Annotated in this window: 14 protein-coding genes; 13 read left to right on the forward strand and 1 reads right to left on the reverse strand. The window is 49.1% G+C overall.

Features of this window, described 5'->3' with window-relative positions; translation table 11 throughout:
- Position 1: 1 nt before the first annotated feature.
- Together DWY55_RS12920 and DWY55_RS12925 are read left to right on the forward strand one after the other, a co-directional pair.
- A complete protein-coding gene (locus DWY55_RS12920) occupies positions 2-859 on the forward strand; it encodes a hypothetical protein (RefSeq protein WP_005834823.1) in 858 nt (285 codons plus the stop codon).
- A gap of 70 nt (positions 860-929) precedes the next feature.
- Positions 930-1,652, forward strand: coding sequence for a hypothetical protein (locus tag DWY55_RS12925; protein WP_005825006.1), 723 nt, complete (start codon positions 930-932; stop codon positions 1,650-1,652).
- Between the two features lie 321 nt (positions 1,653-1,973).
- On the opposite strand, the gene DWY55_RS12930 is transcribed toward DWY55_RS12925, so the two are convergent.
- The gene (locus DWY55_RS12930; protein ID WP_005834825.1) at positions 1,974-2,615 is read right to left on the reverse strand and encodes an HU family DNA-binding protein; all 642 of its coding nucleotides are present in this window, start codon (positions 2,613-2,615) and stop codon (positions 1,974-1,976) included.
- 359 nt (positions 2,616-2,974) lie between these two features.
- Here DWY55_RS12930 and DWY55_RS12935 point away from each other — a divergent pair, with 359 nt between their 5' ends.
- From DWY55_RS12935 to DWY55_RS12985, 11 genes are all read left to right on the forward strand, one after another.
- Complete coding sequence (locus DWY55_RS12935; RefSeq protein ID WP_005825002.1) at positions 2,975-4,303, forward strand: VapE domain-containing protein; 1,329 nt, start codon at positions 2,975-2,977, stop codon at positions 4,301-4,303.
- A gap of 260 nt (positions 4,304-4,563) precedes the next feature.
- The gene (locus DWY55_RS12940; protein WP_117887749.1) at positions 4,564-5,691 is read left to right on the forward strand and encodes a Rid family hydrolase; all 1,128 of its coding nucleotides are present in this window, start codon (positions 4,564-4,566) and stop codon (positions 5,689-5,691) included.
- A 79-nt stretch (positions 5,692-5,770) separates the two neighbouring features.
- Positions 5,771-6,385, forward strand: coding sequence for a DUF4369 domain-containing protein (locus tag DWY55_RS12945; RefSeq protein ID WP_119979708.1), 615 nt, complete (start codon positions 5,771-5,773; stop codon positions 6,383-6,385).
- Positions 6,357-7,808 carry a DUF6057 family protein gene (locus DWY55_RS12950; RefSeq protein ID WP_057097718.1) on the forward strand — a complete coding sequence of 484 codons (1,452 nt, stop codon included), beginning with the start codon at positions 6,357-6,359 and terminating at the stop codon, positions 7,806-7,808. The genes DWY55_RS12945 and DWY55_RS12950 overlap by 29 nt, the downstream gene beginning before the upstream one ends.
- 3 nt (positions 7,809-7,811) lie before the next feature.
- A complete protein-coding gene (locus tag DWY55_RS12955) occupies positions 7,812-9,287 on the forward strand; it encodes a TolB family protein (protein ID WP_119979709.1) in 1,476 nt (491 codons plus the stop codon).
- A gap of 50 nt (positions 9,288-9,337) precedes the next feature.
- On the forward strand, positions 9,338-11,104 hold the full coding sequence (locus DWY55_RS12960) for a DUF6057 family protein (protein WP_005824995.1): 1,767 nt from the start codon (positions 9,338-9,340) through the stop codon (positions 11,102-11,104).
- Between the two features lie 10 nt (positions 11,105-11,114).
- Entirely contained in the window at positions 11,115-12,575 is a 1,461-nt protein-coding gene (locus tag DWY55_RS12965; protein ID WP_005834841.1) for a TolB family protein, read from the forward strand.
- Positions 12,576-12,706: 131 nt separating this feature from the next.
- Positions 12,707-13,822, forward strand: a complete 1,116-nt coding sequence (locus DWY55_RS12970) for a glycoside hydrolase family 26 protein (protein ID WP_005834842.1) — start codon at positions 12,707-12,709, stop codon at positions 13,820-13,822.
- A gap of 22 nt (positions 13,823-13,844) precedes the next feature.
- Complete coding sequence (locus tag DWY55_RS12975) at positions 13,845-15,017, forward strand: glycosidase (protein WP_005824991.1); 1,173 nt, start codon at positions 13,845-13,847, stop codon at positions 15,015-15,017.
- 17 nt (positions 15,018-15,034) lie between these two features.
- On the forward strand, positions 15,035-16,414 hold the full coding sequence (locus DWY55_RS12980; protein ID WP_005824990.1) for an MFS transporter: 1,380 nt from the start codon (positions 15,035-15,037) through the stop codon (positions 16,412-16,414).
- 40 nt (positions 16,415-16,454) lie between these two features.
- Entirely contained in the window at positions 16,455-17,642 is a 1,188-nt protein-coding gene (locus DWY55_RS12985) for an AGE family epimerase/isomerase (protein WP_022400874.1), read from the forward strand.
- The last annotated feature ends 14 nt before the right edge of the window (positions 17,643-17,656 follow it).

Raw genomic sequence — 17,656 nt, forward strand, 5'->3', positions numbered from 1 at the left:
TATGAAAAAGATATTATTCGCAATACCTTTGTTTGCAATGCTGCTGGTGGCTTGCGATCCGATAGTGGATGAAATCAGTCCGGATCCCAATGTCACACCGGAAAATCTTACTTTTGAACTTGTGGCCAAGAACCAGGGAAACAACAACATTCAGATTGTTCCTACTCCGTCACGTTATGTGAAGGTTTATGATGCTACGTCTGATATCAAGTTGGCAGAAGGTACGGCTCCGTCGGTTCAAGTAGCTCCTCCTAATAAAGAATTGCAAGTATATGTAACAACCATTAATTCGGACGGCTCCATAACAAAATCGGCTTCCAAATCAATAGCAGTAACGGAGTATACAGATCTTCCCGCTATTTATGCTGATGTATTCGGCACAACTCCGGACGGTGGTTATGGAACAACCACTTGGGTCTGGAATACAGAAGCTGCAGACGGTTGTTGGGGTAATGGAGGTTATCTCGGCAATACCGGCCCCGGTTGGTGGATTTGTGATGCTGTGGGAGATGTCGGAAACGGTAGAGGGCAAATTGATGAACAAGCTGTAGGAAAAGGATTGCCTGATGATGGATTAAATGGTTGGTTCTCACTTAGTTTGACTGGTGTTCAGACAAGTCGTGGTGAAAGTGGTTCTGTCAAGGTGTCAGAAGATGTGGTGCAATCCGGTTGGGATGTAGGTACTATGGAGTTCTCTGGTACTATTCCATTGTTAGGTATACAGCCGAATCAAGGAAATGCACGTCAGTATGAGTATCATATTTTGAAGATTACAGAAGATGAACTTCGTCTTTGTGCTCCTGAACCCGGTGCTGGCGCTTGGGGTACGGCATGGTTCTGGAACTTCAAGAAAAAATAGTTAATATTGAAAGGTACGGGTGGGTAACGACCACTCGTATACTTTTATTACTAATTAAAAAAATGCAACAATGAAACGAACTTTCTTTTTGATATTACTGTTCTTCTGTGCTCTTTTTGTTAAAGCGGATGTTTTGGGACCGTATACAATGGATAGTAATGTACCTCCCACACCAACCGGATATGCTCGGGTTGTACTTCCGATAGGAGGTGCTGACGCTTCGGTAGCCGTAAGCATAACTGTTTGTGACGAAAGTGGTCAACAGTATGTTTTGAGAACTACTACCCCAAATGCTGCTCCATATTGTTATTTCTTGGCTTATGGCGTTTACCGCGTGGTCGCTTTAGAGGATTGTACAGCACAATCTAATTGGGGCGCACTTACGGTTGGTACAATTTTCGAAGTGACAGGAGGTGGCTATATTTCTTTAAATTATATAGGAACAATCTCTACTCCAAGTATTGTTCAAGCATCGGGTACTGATGATAATGTTCCTCCTTCCAAAGTAGGTTACAATATAATGAAAGTGTATGGAATAGAGACAAACGGCGGTGGGGTGTTGGTTGATTCTGACAAAAAAGAATATGGTATCTTTAATTATACCGGACATATAGGCGGTGCTCATTACTTTTACATTAAGCCAGGCACATACACTATAAAATCTTTGAGTGCTACCAATGGAAATTATATTTATTTGGAGTATGGAAATGTTAGACAACCGCTTTCTGCTGGTAGGACTTTCACAGTTCCTGCGTCATTCTTCTCCATTGTGTTTTCTAAAAAGGCACTTTAAGAATAATCTATAAATGAATTATTCAACTCAAAGCAGTTGTCGTTACCCCCCCGACTTTATTAGTCGCCCGTAACATCGGATAATTGTAAATGCATTAACCGAATAGTACAATTGTTTAATGGTTAAATCAGGAAAAGGCGAGTCGTGAGATTCGCCTTTTCGCATTCATTCTCTATTGCCTTTCCGGATGCAATTCACATTCCTTTTTGTATTACCCCTGATTTCAGGGCGCAGAATGTTTCTTTTTATCCCTGCATCTCCTTCACCTCCTTCTCCCATCCTCCTGTTCATTGGCTTTCCCGGTGAAACCGCTTTCCACCCTCATCGCCCCGCCTTTGCATCGCGCGACACGCCGTAGTATCCCGGCATGGCCCGGTAGATGGGTTGCGTGGGCTTCCCCACATTCTTCAGCTTGCCCTCTTGCTGCAACCGTTTCAGGTGGACGTTCGCGGTGGTGCGCGCCATGCCGCAGAGCGCTTGGAAGTCACTGCGAATCAGCACGTCGTGGTCGGCAAAGTATTCTTTCAGCTTCATGTCTATCTCCACTTCCGAAAGCTTCAGGGAGTGGCGGGTGTATTTACTGCGGATGGCATTGACTCCCGTCATCGCTTGTTTCAGCCTGACGTCGGGACGGAAGCTGATGCTTTTCAGCCGGAGTTTCAGGTGCTTGTTCGGGGTGCTGCGGGTCACTTTCTGTGTGGCTTCCAGGGTGGGGGCGAAGTAGCCCAGCCCTTCGATGTGCACCTCGTGGCCGTCGCGCAGTTCTTCGCCGCAAATTTGCGCCAGGCAGTCTATCGCGTTCATCACGTCGCCCACCGTGAGCGAGCTGCGGGCATGCACGCGGTTGTAGAGCTGCCGCATGGTTACTTTCCCGTTGAGCAACGGGCGGGGATGGAGGCCTCTCTCTTCAGGGGCTTCCTCATTAGTGCCCGGATTCTCGTACCAGTCATATAGTATTGCCATATCAATAGGTTTTAGTGCGTTCAACATACTTGTTTCTTCCCTCGGAAGTGTCTTCCTGTAAGTGAACGACTCCGGTCGGCCGAACGAATAACCCGGGTCGTTCGATTGAACGACCTAAGTCAGTCGATTGGACGACCCGGGGCGTTCACTTATAAAGAACCGTGCAAAGGTACTGAAAATAAAGGGTTCCGAAGCATAAATAAGTATGTTTGTCGGCAGGAATGATTTTTGAAGAATAAGCGGAGAATGGTTTGCAAAACGCCCTCGGCAGGCAGTAACTTTGGCGAAGAGGCGAGAGGAAAGAAAGGATGATTCCCTTCCTCGAAACCTCCCAATAATCATTTTAATAAAAAATATTTATGAAGAAAAAACTGATGACTTTGCAGCAACACCGGCTCTTGAAGGAAGCGGGACAACTGATAGCCTTTTCCGAAAGGCTGAAACACGCACAAAAAGAAACGACCGACCGAAACTGGAAGGAGCGGGAAGAGCAGCGCCGCCGGAGCGCGAAAGCCGCAAGCACCGTGACTGCACTGAGCGGCGACATCGAGGAGTTCCTCACTTCGCGCTACGACTTTCGCTATAATCTGCTGACGGATGAAACCGAGTTCCGCCCCGCCGGACAACGCTCTGCCGCCTTCACCCCCGTGGGCAAGCGCGAGTTGAACACTTTCTGCATCGAAGCCCATGCCGAAGGTATTCCTTGCTGGGACAAGGACTTGAACCGATACGTCTATTCCACTTACATCCCTGCCTACCATCCCTTCCTGCTCTACATGGACGAACTGCCCGATTGGGACGGCAAGGACCGGCTGACTGCGCTTGCCTGCCGCGTCTCTTCTCGGCCTCACTGGGTGCGGGGATTCCATACCTGGATGCTGGGACTTGCCTCGCAATGGATGGGCGTGTCCGGACTGCATGCCAACAGCGTGGCTCCCGTTCTCGTCAGCCGCGAGCAGGGACGACGGAAATCCAGCTTTTGTCGCGCCTTGATGCCTGACGTGCTGACGCGTTACTACGCCGACAACCTGAAACTGACCTCGCAGGGACAAGCTGAGAGAATGCTGGCGGAAATGGGGCTGCTCAATATGGACGAGTTCGACAAGTATGCCGACAACAAAATGCCCTTACTGAAAAATCTGATGCAGATGTCGGTGCTCAACATCCGCAAGGCCTATCAGCAGAACTTCAGGCAACTGCCCCGTATCGCCTCGTTCATCGGCACCAGCAACCGGTTCGACCTGCTGACCGACCCCACCGGGAGCCGGCGCTTCCTCTGCATCGAGGTGAAGCACAATATTGACTGCATAGGCATAGAGCACGACCAGATTTTTGCCCAACTGAAAGCGGAACTCATTGCCGGGCGGCGCAACTGGTTCACCAAGCCGGAGGAGGAGGAACTGCAATGGCATAACGAGGCTTTCTATCGTGTCAGCCTTGTGGAGGAGGCGGTTCACAGCTTGTTTCGTACCCCGCTTCCGGCAGAGAAGAGCTTCGACCTGACTGCCGCCGACATCTTTGATGAGTTACAAAAAACGCATCCCGCCTTGATGCGTGGCAGCAATCCCATGCAGTTCGGTTCGGTGCTGCTGCGGGTGGGACTGAAACGCCGGCATACGAAGTACGGCAATGTATATGAGGTGGTGAGAAGGAAGAAAGAAGTTTCACCGGAAAGGGTTGAACGATAGGGAAATAATGCGAAAGGTGAAGGGGTGAAGGAAGAGAAAGCCGGTTTATAGTCTCATTACGGATTGACATAGATTCCTATTAATTCAGGTTGTAGATGCCGATGGGATAAATATTTTCGCTCATAATAACTGTATATTTTATAGATTTCTATAAAAGTAACTTTTTTATAAGAACAAAACAAGCGAAAGTTGCGATTTTCACTACTCCTTGTCGGATAAAAAACTTATCTTTGCGATTGAAACAATCTCTTGTTAATGATATGAAATACACATCATACTCTTATCCTTCAGGCAGGGCGGAAGTGGCTGCATTTGTTGTGACCGGCGGAGTGACGGAATACCATGTGATGATACATGCCACTGACCCGAAACAGACCTATCGTGAACAGATGAATGTCGTGTTGGATGCGTATGCCGCTTTACTGAAAAAAGAACTGTCCGGAGCCGTGGCGGTTTTTAAAAGATACTTCCTGAGTGATGCCGCCAACCAAGCGGAACTGTTGCTTGCCGCTACGGCGGAAAGCTCCGATTGCGCGCTGTCTGTGGTGGAACAGCCTCCGCTGGATGGCACCAAGATTGCTTTGTGGGCCTATCTGCAGACCGATGTGCAGACACGAGTGCTGCCGAACGGACTGTATGAAGTGAAACACGGTGCTTACCGCCAGCTCTGGATGGGAGGCAGCTTCAATCGTGCCGCCAATTCGGAATACCAGATGCGTCTTTTGCTCAACGACTATGCCATGCAACTGATGGAGGAAGGGTGTACTCTGGCCGACAATTGCCTGCGTACCTGGATATTTGTGCAGAATGTGGATTGCAATTATGCCGGTGTAGTCAAGGCACGTAATGAGATGTTCGTCACCCAGAACCTGACGGAGAACACGCACTATATTGCCAGTACCGGTATCGGTGGGCGTCATGCCGACCCGAAGGCATTGGTGATGCTTGACGCTTTTGCCGTAGCGGGATTAAAGCCCGGACAAATCAAATATCTCTATGCCCGCACACACTTGAATCCCACTTATGAGTATGGAGTCAGTTTCGAACGGGGAACGGCGGTGGATTACGACGACCGCCGGCAAGTACTCATTTCCGGTACGGCGAGTATCAACAACCGGGGGGAAGTGCTGTATGCCGGAGATGTACGTCGTCAGACAGAACGGATGTGGGAGAATGTGGAAGCTCTGCTGAAGGAGGCTGACTGCGGCTTTGGAGATGTGGGGCATATCATTGTCTATCTGCGTGATATTGCGGACTATGCTGTAGTGAAAGAGATGTTTGACAAGCGTTTTCCCGATATTCCGAGAGTTGTCACGTTGGCTCCCGTCTGTCGTCCGGGGTGGCTGGTGGAAATGGAGTGTATGGCGGTGAAGAAAATCTCTGATTAAAAATATTATCTTTGGTTAATTGAATATTAGGCTGACAGTTGGTAAACGCCTACCTTTGTTGAAATTCTAATGTATAAGGATGAAAACACGTATCTTGTTTTTCTGTATCAGTTGCCTTCTTTGGGCAAGTTGTGAAAATTCCAGACAGAATTATGTGATTGAAGGAACGTTGCCGTCGGTGAAATACGACGGGGAATGGATATACCTCGTGCCGATGGAGAATGCGCCGGGGCGGGTGGATTCTGTAAAGATAACCAATGCCTCTTTTTCTTTTTCCGGACAAGGGGAGGAGATGAGGGTGTTGCGTCTGCGCCATCTGCTGCGTATCTACATCCAGGAACTGCTGGTGGTGACGGAGCCGGGAACCATACATGTGAAGGCCGACTCTGTCGGCTCGGTAACGGGCACTCCACAAAATGATGCCCTTCAGAAATGGAAAGAGGGGAGGGAAAAGATGCAAGAGGCTTACCATTTCATCCGGACGGGACTACGGAATGCCACCGGAAAAGATTCACTGCATCTGACACAGATACGTGAAAGTCTGAGGATGCAGGAGCAGGAAACGAACTTTCTTTTCCTGAAAGAGCAGGGAAACAATACGTTGGGAACATTCATGCGGAAGATGGTGCGTGGCTCCTTGACGGAAGAACAACAAAAACTGTTGGATGAAAGCTTGCAGAAGGAAATACATTGAATGGGGAGCGACAGGAATCGGCGCTTTGGCGTTGTTCCTTTTTTTCTTCCGGATATTGCCCTATCATCTGTTCCATCGGGAGCAGACACAACTCTTTTTGCTTGCCACCGAACCATTGGCCGGGTATCTGCGGCATCCGGCGGCTCTGGCACGTCTGTCAGGAGATTTCCTCACTCAATTCTTTTATTACGAAGGGGGTGGTCCGGCCATAATGGCTGTCGTGCTGTTGCTTTGGGGAGTGGTGGTGTTTCGTTTGTTGGTTCCGTACATGGGACGTTGGGCGTGGGTTCCTACGGTGTTGGCGGTGGCTTGGGAGGCAGGAAGGCAATGCGGATTGAGTTATCCGCTTTCCGGCACAATCGCTTTAACCGGTATCGGAGGTGTTTTGTTGTTGTGTCGTAGCTGCATGCGACGTTCGTGGAAGTCGGGCTTACCGGTAAGCATATTGGCGGTATTGTCCGGCTATTGGCTGTTTGGCTGTGGCGATTGGTCGTCACGATGGTACAATATGCCCGATTTAGGGCGGGAATATCTTTTGGCGTTGGATTCGGAAATGTATTTCGGCCGTTCGGAAAAAGTACGGAAACTGTTGGTGGAGGGTGAATACCGCTCTCCGTTCACTGCCTATTATTATAATTTGCTGAATGCACAGCAGAACCGGCTTCCCGACCGGCTGATGGATGGTTATCAACCGGCTTCGCAAGGGCTGTTTCTGCCCGTGGCTCCCCATTCTACCTACCTCACTATTTATGCAGCCAATGAAGTCTGGTTTGCGTTGGGAGATATGACGATGGCTGAACATGCTGCCATTCTGGGAATGATTTTTTCTCCGCATCATACCGGAGCAAGAGCTGTCAAGCGTTTGGCGGAAATCAACCTGGTGAACGGTGATGAGGCGGCGGCTATGAAATATCTTCGTCTCCTGCAAAAGACAATGTGTTACCGTGATTGGGCAGAACGACGTATTCCCGGAAAACAGACGGCCGAAGTCTGCCAATGGCTGGAACGGAAGCGGTTGTTGTTGCCTGCAACGGATACTTTGCGTTCTTCTGCCGACATTCCGCTTTCACTTCGTCATCTGTTACGTAATAATCCTGATAATACGTTGGCATGCGATTACCTTCTCTGCTTTGATTTGCTGAATAAGGATATTGGGGCTTTCGCCGGAGATTATCGGGAGTTTGCTGCAAAGAAGTTTCCTTCCAGATTGTATGCCGAAGGTTTACTTATCTATCTTGCCGGGAAAAAGGCTTCGTTGGATGAAGTGGAAAAATGGAATATACCGCCTCAAGTATTAGATGAATTTGGCGATTATACCCGACTGTACGAGGCGAATGGTGGTAATGGTGCCCCTTTGCAAGCCAAATACGGAAAAACATATTGGTTTTATTTCCACTATGCTACGATGAAAAAGGGGAAGTGATTTATGATGAACATAGATATGAAATATATACAAGTTGTTGTGGGGCTGTTACTGTGCTACTGCCTATATGCTTGCAGTCCCCGTCCGGAGTCTGTACAGCCTGCAGACCGGTTATTGGTGCTCTATCCGGAATATCAGGATGTAACCATTCCCTACAATGTGGCTCCTTTGAATTTCCTTGTGCGGAATGAAGGGGTGGATGCGGTATGCGTGAGTGTAAAGGGAGCATCGGACAGCTTGGAGATAAATGCGCGCGGGAACAAGGCGATATTCCCCTTGAAAGCTTGGCGTGCATTGCTTGAAACGGAGAAGGAACATACTTTGGAAGTAGTTGTTACTGCCCGTACCGACGGCCGCTGGCTGCGCTATCCTTCCTTTGCATGGCAGGTAGTGGCGGACAAGCTTGACGCCTATGTCAGTTACCGTCTGATAGAGCCCGGTTATGAGGTATGGAATGCCTTGCAGATACGTGAACGTTGTATTGAGAATTTCGAAGAGCGTATTTTGGCGGATAACAGTCAGACAGACGGCAAGTGCATGAACTGTCATGTGCACGGAGGAAATAGTGGCAACTTTTCGATGTTCCATCTTCGGGGTGAGGGAGGGGGGACTGTCCTGAACCGTGACGGCAAGCTCCGTAAGCTTGCCTTGAAGAATGAACAGATGATATCTGCGGCTGTCTACGGGGATTTCCATCCTGACGGGCGGTATGGTGTGTTCTCGTCTAATGTGATTATTCCCATGTTCCATACGGAAAGTAACCGCCGTCTGGAAGTTTACGATACCGTCTCCGATTTGGCTGTCGCCGATTTTGACGGAAACCGGATGATTCTATCTCCGCTTACGGCGGATTCCACCGTATTAGAAACTTTTCCCACATTCTCTGCCGATGGGAAATGGATATATTACTGCTCAGCTCCGACTGTGCCATTGCCGGACAGCGTACAGCAATTACGCTATTCGCTTTGCCGCATTGCGTTCGATGCCAATCACGGCGCATGGGGTGACCGCGTGGATACCCTTTGGAATGCCCGGCTGGAGAAAGGCTCCGTGTGTCATCCGAAAGCCTCACCGGACGGACGCTACCTGCTTTATACCGTTGCTGATTATGGAACATTCCCCATTTGGCACCGGGAGACGGAATTGCAGCTGATGGATTTGCAGACGGGCGCCATCGACTCCCTGCCAATGGTCAACTCCAGCCGTTCGGACACTTATCACAGTTGGTCGTCAGGCAGCCGTTGGTTTGCCTTTGCCAGCAAGCGGGGTGACGGGCAGTACGGGCGGGTTTATTTTGCCTATCTGGATGCTGAAGGGAAGGCGCATAAGCCTTTTGTGCTACCCCAGTCGGACCCTGAAAAAGACGATTTGACATTGAAATCCTACAATATTCCCGATTTGTCGGCTACTCCCGTTCCTTTTGATGCTTCTTCCATCAAGCGGATAAACCGGCAACTGAAGGCTGAGGAATTCAAATGACAAGACATACAGAGAGTACCAAATTGTAAATAATAAATTGTAAATAGTAAATGTTCTTATTTCTGAAAAAGACTTGGAAGATAGGGTTGTCGATACTTTTTGGCGTAGCGGTGCTTCTCTTTTGGGGAAGCGTATATCCGGCCCATATTTCCTATCAGGAGCAGTTCCAGCTTTTCTTGTTCGATGCCGACTACTGGTGGGAACGGATAGTGGTTCCCGGTGGGTTGGCCGATTATATCGCTGAGTATCTGACGCAGTTCTATTATCACGTGTGGGCGGGAGCTTGTATTCTGGCTTTTTTGTACGTGTTGTTGCAACGGTTGGTTTGGAAACTGGCGAAGGAGCAGGGTGCGGCTGATGTGTATTATCCGCTGAGTTTTCTGCCCATCATTGTCTTGTGGCATTTCATGGGTGATGAAAATGCGATGCTGTCATTGGTGGTGGCTCTGCTGTTAGCATTGTCTGCATCCTGCTGGTATGCGGATTTGAAAGGGAAGTGGCAGCGTGTGGCATACATTCTGATAGTCCTTCCGCTGCTTTACTGGACAGCGGGTGCGGCACACTTCATCTTTATGGGCTGGGTGATTGTACGCGAGTTCCGGTTGAATCTTAAAGGTAAGAATTTCTGGGGTGGTGTCGGAGTGTTCTGGGGTGTAGGATTGTGGGGTATCGGTTGTCCGCTATTGGCAAGCATGTGGGTACAATTCCCCATTTACCGTCTGATGGGTGGTATAGGATATTACCGTTTCCCGGCAGTGATTCCCTGGATAGAGATAGGGCTTGCCGTATTACTGGTTGTTCTCCCCTTCCTGCTGTCCGCTTTGCCCGCTTTGAAGAAGAAGCCGGTATTTTATGGAGTTCTGCAAGTGGTGGCGGTAACATTGTTCGGCTATTACTACGTGGCGGCCGGTTGCGATATGGATAAAGAGGAAGCGATGGAGTATGACCAGCTGGTACGTAATAAACAATGGCAGGAGATTATAGAAAAGGCAGAAGAGAAGTCACCGGTTTCACCTTTCGGCGTGACCTGCCTGAATCTTGCTTTGGGAAAGACGGGACAGATGGGCGACCGTATGTTCGAGTTTTACCAGAACGGGACGGAAGGGCTGCTGCCGGAGTTTCAGCGTGATTTTACTTCTCCGTTGCCCACCAGTGAGGCATACTATCATTTGGGTATGGTCAATACGGCACAGCGTTTCACTTTTGAGGCGATGGAGGCCATACCTAACTTCAACAAGAGTGGCCGTTGCTTCAAGCGTCTGGCAGAGACGAACCTGATAAACGGGCAATACGAAGTGGCAGCCAAGTACCTGCGTTTGTTGAGGAAGACAATCTTCTACAGGGATTGGGCAGAGGATGCCATGACCTATCTGTATAATGAGGAAAAAATCAATGCCCACAAGGAGTGGGGTTGGTTAAGGCAGATACGCTATACGGAAGACTTCTTGTTCAGCAGCCAGGAAACGGACATCATGCTGGGGCTGCTTTACCAGCACAACCACCGGAACCGGATGGCATTTGAGTATATGCTGGCCTATGTCCTGCAGCAACGTGATTTGGAACGTTTCATGAAGTACTATCCGCTGGGTAAGCATGCCGGCTACGACCATATTCCCCGCAGCTATCAAGAGGCGTTGATATATGTATGGACACAGACGCACAAGAACTTCCAGGGTATGCCGTGGAGCATTTCGCCCCAAGTGGTGCGGGATGTAACGGAATTTGCGCGGATATATACCTCGCAGCAGAATGCCCGGCAGATGTTGGAGGCGCGTTTCGGCAGTACATACTGGAATTATTTGCTACTAAGAAAGTAAAATGAAAAAGATGAAGAATATAGCTGTTTGCATAATGGCTGCATGGTGGTTTGCCGCTTGCGGCAATCCGGTGACTTCCCCGGAAAGGGTGGATGAATGGCCGGATATCTATCCCGACTATATCGGTGTGACTATTCCTGCAACCATTGCTCCTATGAATTTCAATTGTATTGGTGGAGCGTACGAACGTGTGGATGTGACCGTGACCGGAGGAAAGTCCGGAGAGATGCACGTAAATGATAAAATAGTATCATTTCCGCAAGATGCATGGCAAGAGCTTTTGGAGGAGAACAAGGGTGATAGCCTTCTGTTTACGGTATGTATCCGGAAAGACGGCGAGTGGAAACAGTACCGCTCTTTTCCCATGTATGTCAGTCCGTATCCTATAGATTATGGGGTGGTATACCGCAAGCTGGCTCCCGGATATGAAGTTTATAGCAAGATGGGCATTTATGAGCGTGACCTTGCTTCGTTCGAGGAGCGTCCCTTGCTGGAGAATACCATGGTGCCGGGCATGTGCCTGAATTGTCATGCTTTCAACAAAACAAATCCGGACCATCTGAGCCTGCATATCCGTGGAAAGAACGGAGGGACCTTGATGCAGATAGACGGGAAGCGCGAAATGCTGGATACGAAAACGGATTCCACTCTCTCTGCGGGGGTGTACCCTTATTGGCATCCAAACGGCAAATATATTGCCTATTCTGTCAACAATACGCGCCAGTCTTTCCATGCGGTGAAGGATGAGCGTGTGGAAGTGCTCGACTTGGAATCGGATGTACTGGTCTATCATCCCGAGACACATGAATTACTGCTCTCTCCCTTGCTTCAGAAGAAGGAAGTCTTCGAAACCTTTCCAGTATTTTCACCGGACGGACGCAAACTGTATTTCTGTACTGCGGAGGCCAAGCCGATACCGGCGGAATATAAGGAAATACGTTATAGCTTGTGTAGTATAGATTTCAATCCGGAAGACGGGACATTTGGCGAAAAGATAGATACGCTGGTCAATGCGGCAGCTATGAAGAAAAGCATCTCCTTCCCGAGGCCCTCGTACGATGGCGAGTATATCATGTTTACTTTGTCGGATTACGGGAATTTCTCAATTTGGCATAAAGAAGCCGATTTATGGCTGTTGGATTTGAAGGATGGCGGTATGCGTCCCATAAAGGAGGTGAACAGCGATGATACGGAAAGTTTCCATAACTGGAGCAGCAACTCCCGATGGTTTGTGTTCAGTAGCCGCAGGGGAGATGGGCTTTATACCCGTCTGTATCTGGCAAGTATGGATGAGAATGGGGTGGTGGGCAAGCCTTTCCTGCTTCCTCAGGAAAATCCTTGGGAGTATTACGACCGTCTGGTCTACTCGTACAATGTTCCCGATTTTACAAGCGAACCGGTGAAGCTGGAACGCCGGAAAGTGGAACGGGGAATTGTCTCGCGGAAGCGCGTTCCGGTGAAAGTTAGATGATACGTTTTTTATATTCTGCTTTTTAATACAGTAAAGGGATAAAATTGTATCATTTTCTCTTGGTGCAATCCGCTATCTTTGTGCCAGGAATTAGTGTTACCAATAACAATACCAGATTGAAAAACATGGATATGAGAAAAGTAAAATTTGCTATGATGATTCTGGCGGCAAGTCTGTTGACCGCCTGCGGTTCTTCCAAGAAAGAACAGAGTGTGAATGAAGAGACGGCTGCTGCGCGTACGCAGGAAACGGAGAACTTACTGGCTAACTTGAAAAAAATCCCTTCCAAAGGTATCATGCTCGGCCATCATGACGATACGGTATATGGTATCGGCTGGGAAGGTGAGGAAGGCCGTTCGGATGTGAAAAGCGTGTGTGGCGACTATCCGGCTGTTATCAGCTTTGATTTGGGAGAGCTGGAACTTGGGAATGCCGCCAATCTGGATAAGGTTCCCTTCGATAAAATCAGGAAAGAGATAATCAATCAGTATCAGCGGGGCGGCATGGTTTCGCTCAGTTGGCATGCGCGCAATCCCAAGACGGGCGGTGATGCCTGGGATGTATCGGATACGACGGTGGTGAAGTCCATCTTGCCTGGTGGCGAGAATCACCAGAAATTTGCCGGCTGGTTGGGAGGAGTGGCCGATTTCCTTCATTCGTTGAAGACGGCGGACGGCGTGAAGATACCCGTACTTTTCCGTCCCTGGCACGAACACAGCGGCAGCTGGTTCTGGTGGGGCGAAAAACTGTGTACCCCTGAAGAGTATAAGGCATTGTGGCACATGACAGTGGATACTCTGCAGGCCAAAGGAGTGGACAATGCACTTTATGCTTACTCTCCGGGCACGGAACCCAAGGACACGACGGAATATTTGAAGAAGTATCCGGGCGATGAGTTGATAGACGTTATCGGTTTCGATACCTATCAGTTCGATCGGGATGCCTATCTTGCCGGGATGGATAGGGCACTTTCCATTATCGACAGTGTAGGGAAAGCACACAATAAGGTGATTGCTGTGACCGAAACCGGTTACGAAGGAATTCCCGATGCCAAATGGTGGACTGGTACTCTGCTGCCTGCGTTGGAGAAATATCCGCTTGCCTATGTGCTGGTGTGGCGCAATGCCCGTGAAAAGGTGACCCATTACTATGCCCCCTATCCGGGACAGACATCTGCGGAGGATTTTGTGGAGTTCTATAACAATCCCAAGACGCTGTTTGCAGCTGATGTAAATCTGTATCAATAAACAAACAATCAATATAACAGACATGGAAGCTTTTAAAGAAAAGGTAGAGAGGCTCTTTCAGAGACACGAAGAGTTGATTACGAGAAAGAATGTGGCCGTGGAAGACGGCAATGGCATATTCACCCGCTATAAATATCCGGTAGTGACGGCTGCTCATACACCTGTATTCTGGCGGTATGATTTGGATGAGAAGTCCAACCCGTACCTGATGGAACGTATCGGTATGAATGCGACCATGAATTCGGGGGCCATTAAGTGGAATGGCAAGTATCTGATGGTGGTACGTGTAGAGGGCGCTGACCGTAAGTCGTTCTTTGCCGTAGCCGAGAGTCCCAACGGCATTGATAATTTCCGGTTCTGGGATTATCCCATCACCATGCCCGAAGACGCGATTCCGGCAACGAATGTATACGACATGCGCCTCACGGCTCATGAGGACGGCTGGATTTACGGTATCTTCTGCGCCGAACGCCACGACGACAATGCGCCTGCCGGTGATTTGTCCTCGGCTACGGCTACAGCTGCCATTGCCCGCACCAAGGATTTAAAGAACTGGGAACGCCTGCCCGACCTGAAGACCAAGAGCCAGCAACGCAACGTAGTGCTGCACCCGGAGTTTGTAGATGGCAAATATGCCCTCTATACCCGTCCGCAGGATGGCTTTATTGATGCCGGCAGCGGTGGTGGTATCGGCTGGGCGCTGGTGGACGACATAACCCATGCTGAGGTGAAGGAAGAGAAGATTATCGACCAGCGCTACTATCACACCATCAAGGAGGTGAAGAATGGTGAAGGTCCGCATCCCATCAAGACTCCGAAAGGATGGTTGCATCTGGCTCATGGTGTCCGCGGTTGTGCCGCCGGATTGCGTTATGTGCTCTATATGTACATGACTTCCCTGGAAGACCCGACGAAACTGATTGCCACTCCCGGTGGGGCCTTTATGGTACCCGAGGGTGAGGAGCGTATAGGTGACGTAAGCAATGTACTTTTCACCAACGGCTGGATTGCCGACGAAGACGGAACAGTATTCATCTACTACGCTTCTTCCGACACGCGGATGCATGTGGCTACCTCTACCATTGATAAGCTGGTGGACTATTGCATGAATACGCCTGCTGACGGCTTGTCTTCATCAGCTTCGGTAGAAACGTTGAAGAAACTGATAGACAAGAATTTGCAGATAATGAAATAATAAAAATACAACATACTATGGCAACACTAAAAGAGAAAATCGGTTATGGTTTCGGGGATATGTCTTCCTCTATGTTCTGGAAAATATTCTCCTATTACTTACCGTTCTTCTATTCGAATATTTTTGGCTTGAGCTTGGCTGATGCAGGATTGCTGATGCTGGTGACACGTATTTGGGATGCAGTGTCCGATCCGATGATGGGAGTCATTGCAGACCGTACTCATACGCGTTGGGGTAAATACCGTCCTTATTTGTTGTGGATTGCAGCTCCTTTTGCCATTGCCGGGATTTTACTTTTTACAACGCCCGACATGGGGACAACGGGTAAGCTGGTATGGGCTTATGTCACTTACATCTTGATGATGACGGTATATACGGCAATCAATGTACCATACGGGGCTATGTTGGGAGTAATGACTGATGATTCGAACACAAAAACGGTTTTCTCTTCTTACCGTATGTTTTTTGCATACGGAGGTAGTTTTATCGCTTTGGGAGCATGGGAGCCATTGTGTAATTGGTTTAAATCAATGGACTATAGCAATGCTTCCAGTTGGCAATATGCCATGGTATGCATTGCCACGCTCTGCTTTTTGGGTTTTCTGTTTTGCTTTAGCATGACGCGCGAGCATGTCAAGAGTGTGGCGTCCGAATCCATCGGTAAGGATGTGAAGTCACTGGTGCGCAATTCGCCTTGGTGGATATTGAATGGTGCGGCGTTGTTGTCGAATTTCTTCAATACGGTACGCGGAGCTACTGCCGCCTACTTCTTCAAGGACTATATCAGTGCCAATGCATTCCTCGATTTCGGGGTGTTCAATCTGGTATTGTATGCCGGCTTGTTCCTGATGGTGGGTGAAGTGTGTAATATGATTGGTGTGGCGCTGGCTGTGCCTCTGTCCATGAAGTTTGGAAAGAAGTCCACTTATATCATTTCGCTCGTGTGCCTGGTAGTGCTCAGCGTGCTCTTCTTCTTTGTGCCGAATGACGGGCTGGGATGGTGGCTGATGATGATTTTCCAGGTGCTTATCTCCATCTGCACCGGTATCGTATCTCCGTTGATTTGGAGCATGTATGCGGATGTGGCGGACTATGCCGAGCAAAAGGATGGCACATCCTCTACGGGGCTGATATTCTCTTCCGGTTCTATGGCGCAGAAGTTTGGCGGTGCATTTGCAGGCTGGGCAGTAATGGCACTGTTGGCATTCTTCGGTTACAATACCGCAGAGAATGCCGTGCAGACTCCCGAGGCGCTGGATGGCTTGAAGTATCTGATGAGCTTTATTCCTGCTGCGATAGCCGCACTTTCCATCGTTGTCGTATTCATCTATCCATTGAATAAGACGCGTATGGCAGCCATCAATGCAGACCTGAAAGAGCGCCGTGAGAACCTTTAGCAGAATAACTCATAACTTATAACTCATAACTCAAAAACTTGTGGATATCAAGAAGATGAAACAGGAGATGGAGGAGGAGCTGGTTTCCAATATCCTCCCCTTCTGGATAAATAGAATGACGGATGAAGTGAACGGCGGTTTCTACGGCCGTATCACGGGCCGGGAGGAGGTGAAGCCCGAAGCAGAAAAGGGGGCAATCCTGAACGCCCGCATCTTGTGGACCTTCTCGGCTGCATACCGCTTGCTGAAGAGGCCGGAGTATCTGGAAACGGCTACGCGTGCCAAACGTACTCTTATCGACCGTTTCTATGACAATGAATTTGGTGGAGTTTACTGGTCTCTCGACTATAAAGGCAATCCGCTCGATACCAAGAAGCAGATTTATGCTTTGGGGTTCGCCATCTACGGGCTGAGTGAATATGCTCGTGCCACGGGCGATGATGAAGCGCTGGCATATGCCATCCGCTTGTTCGAGACCGTCGAAGAGCATAGCTTCGACCCCGTGAAAAACGGTTATTGCGAAGCCTTGACCCGCGAATGGGGAGAAATAGCCGACATGCGCCTCAGCGCCAAGGATGAGAACGAGCGCAAGACGATGAATACCCATCTGCATATTCTGGAACCTTATACCAATCTTTTCCGCGTGTGGAAGGATACCCGTCTGGAGAGGCAACTGCGCAATTTGATAGGCCTTTTCACGGAACGGATTCTGAATATCAAGACCGGTCATCTGGAATTGTTCTTCAATGATGATTGGGTTAGTAAATACCGCATTGTCTCCTATGGACACGACATCGAAGCCTCCTGGTTGATACACGAGGCTGCCCTTGTTCTGGGCGATAAGGACCTCCTGGAGAAAGTGGAACCACTTGTAGAATACATCGCTGCCGCTGCCGATGAAGGATTGACGCCCGACGGCAGCATGATATACGAGACTTTTCTGGATAAAGGAAAGACCGATACTGACCGCCACTGGTGGGTGCAGGCCGAGAACGTAGTGGGACATGCCAACCTCTACCAGCACTTTGATGACGAAGTGGCCATGCAGAAGGCTCTCCGATGTTGGGACTTCATCAAGCTGCATCTGGTAGACTACAAGTACGGAGAATGGCATTGGAGCGTGCGTGCCGACGGCACGGTGAACACCGATGATGACAAGGCGGGATTCTGGAAATGTCCGTATCACAACGGACGTATGTGCATGGAAATTATTGAACGTTTTTCATAGGTTTTCTATCATAA

The organism is Bacteroides sp. AF25-38AC, from assembly GCF_003602995.1.
Classification (GTDB): Bacteria; Bacteroidota; Bacteroidia; order Bacteroidales; family Bacteroidaceae; genus Bacteroides; species Bacteroides uniformis.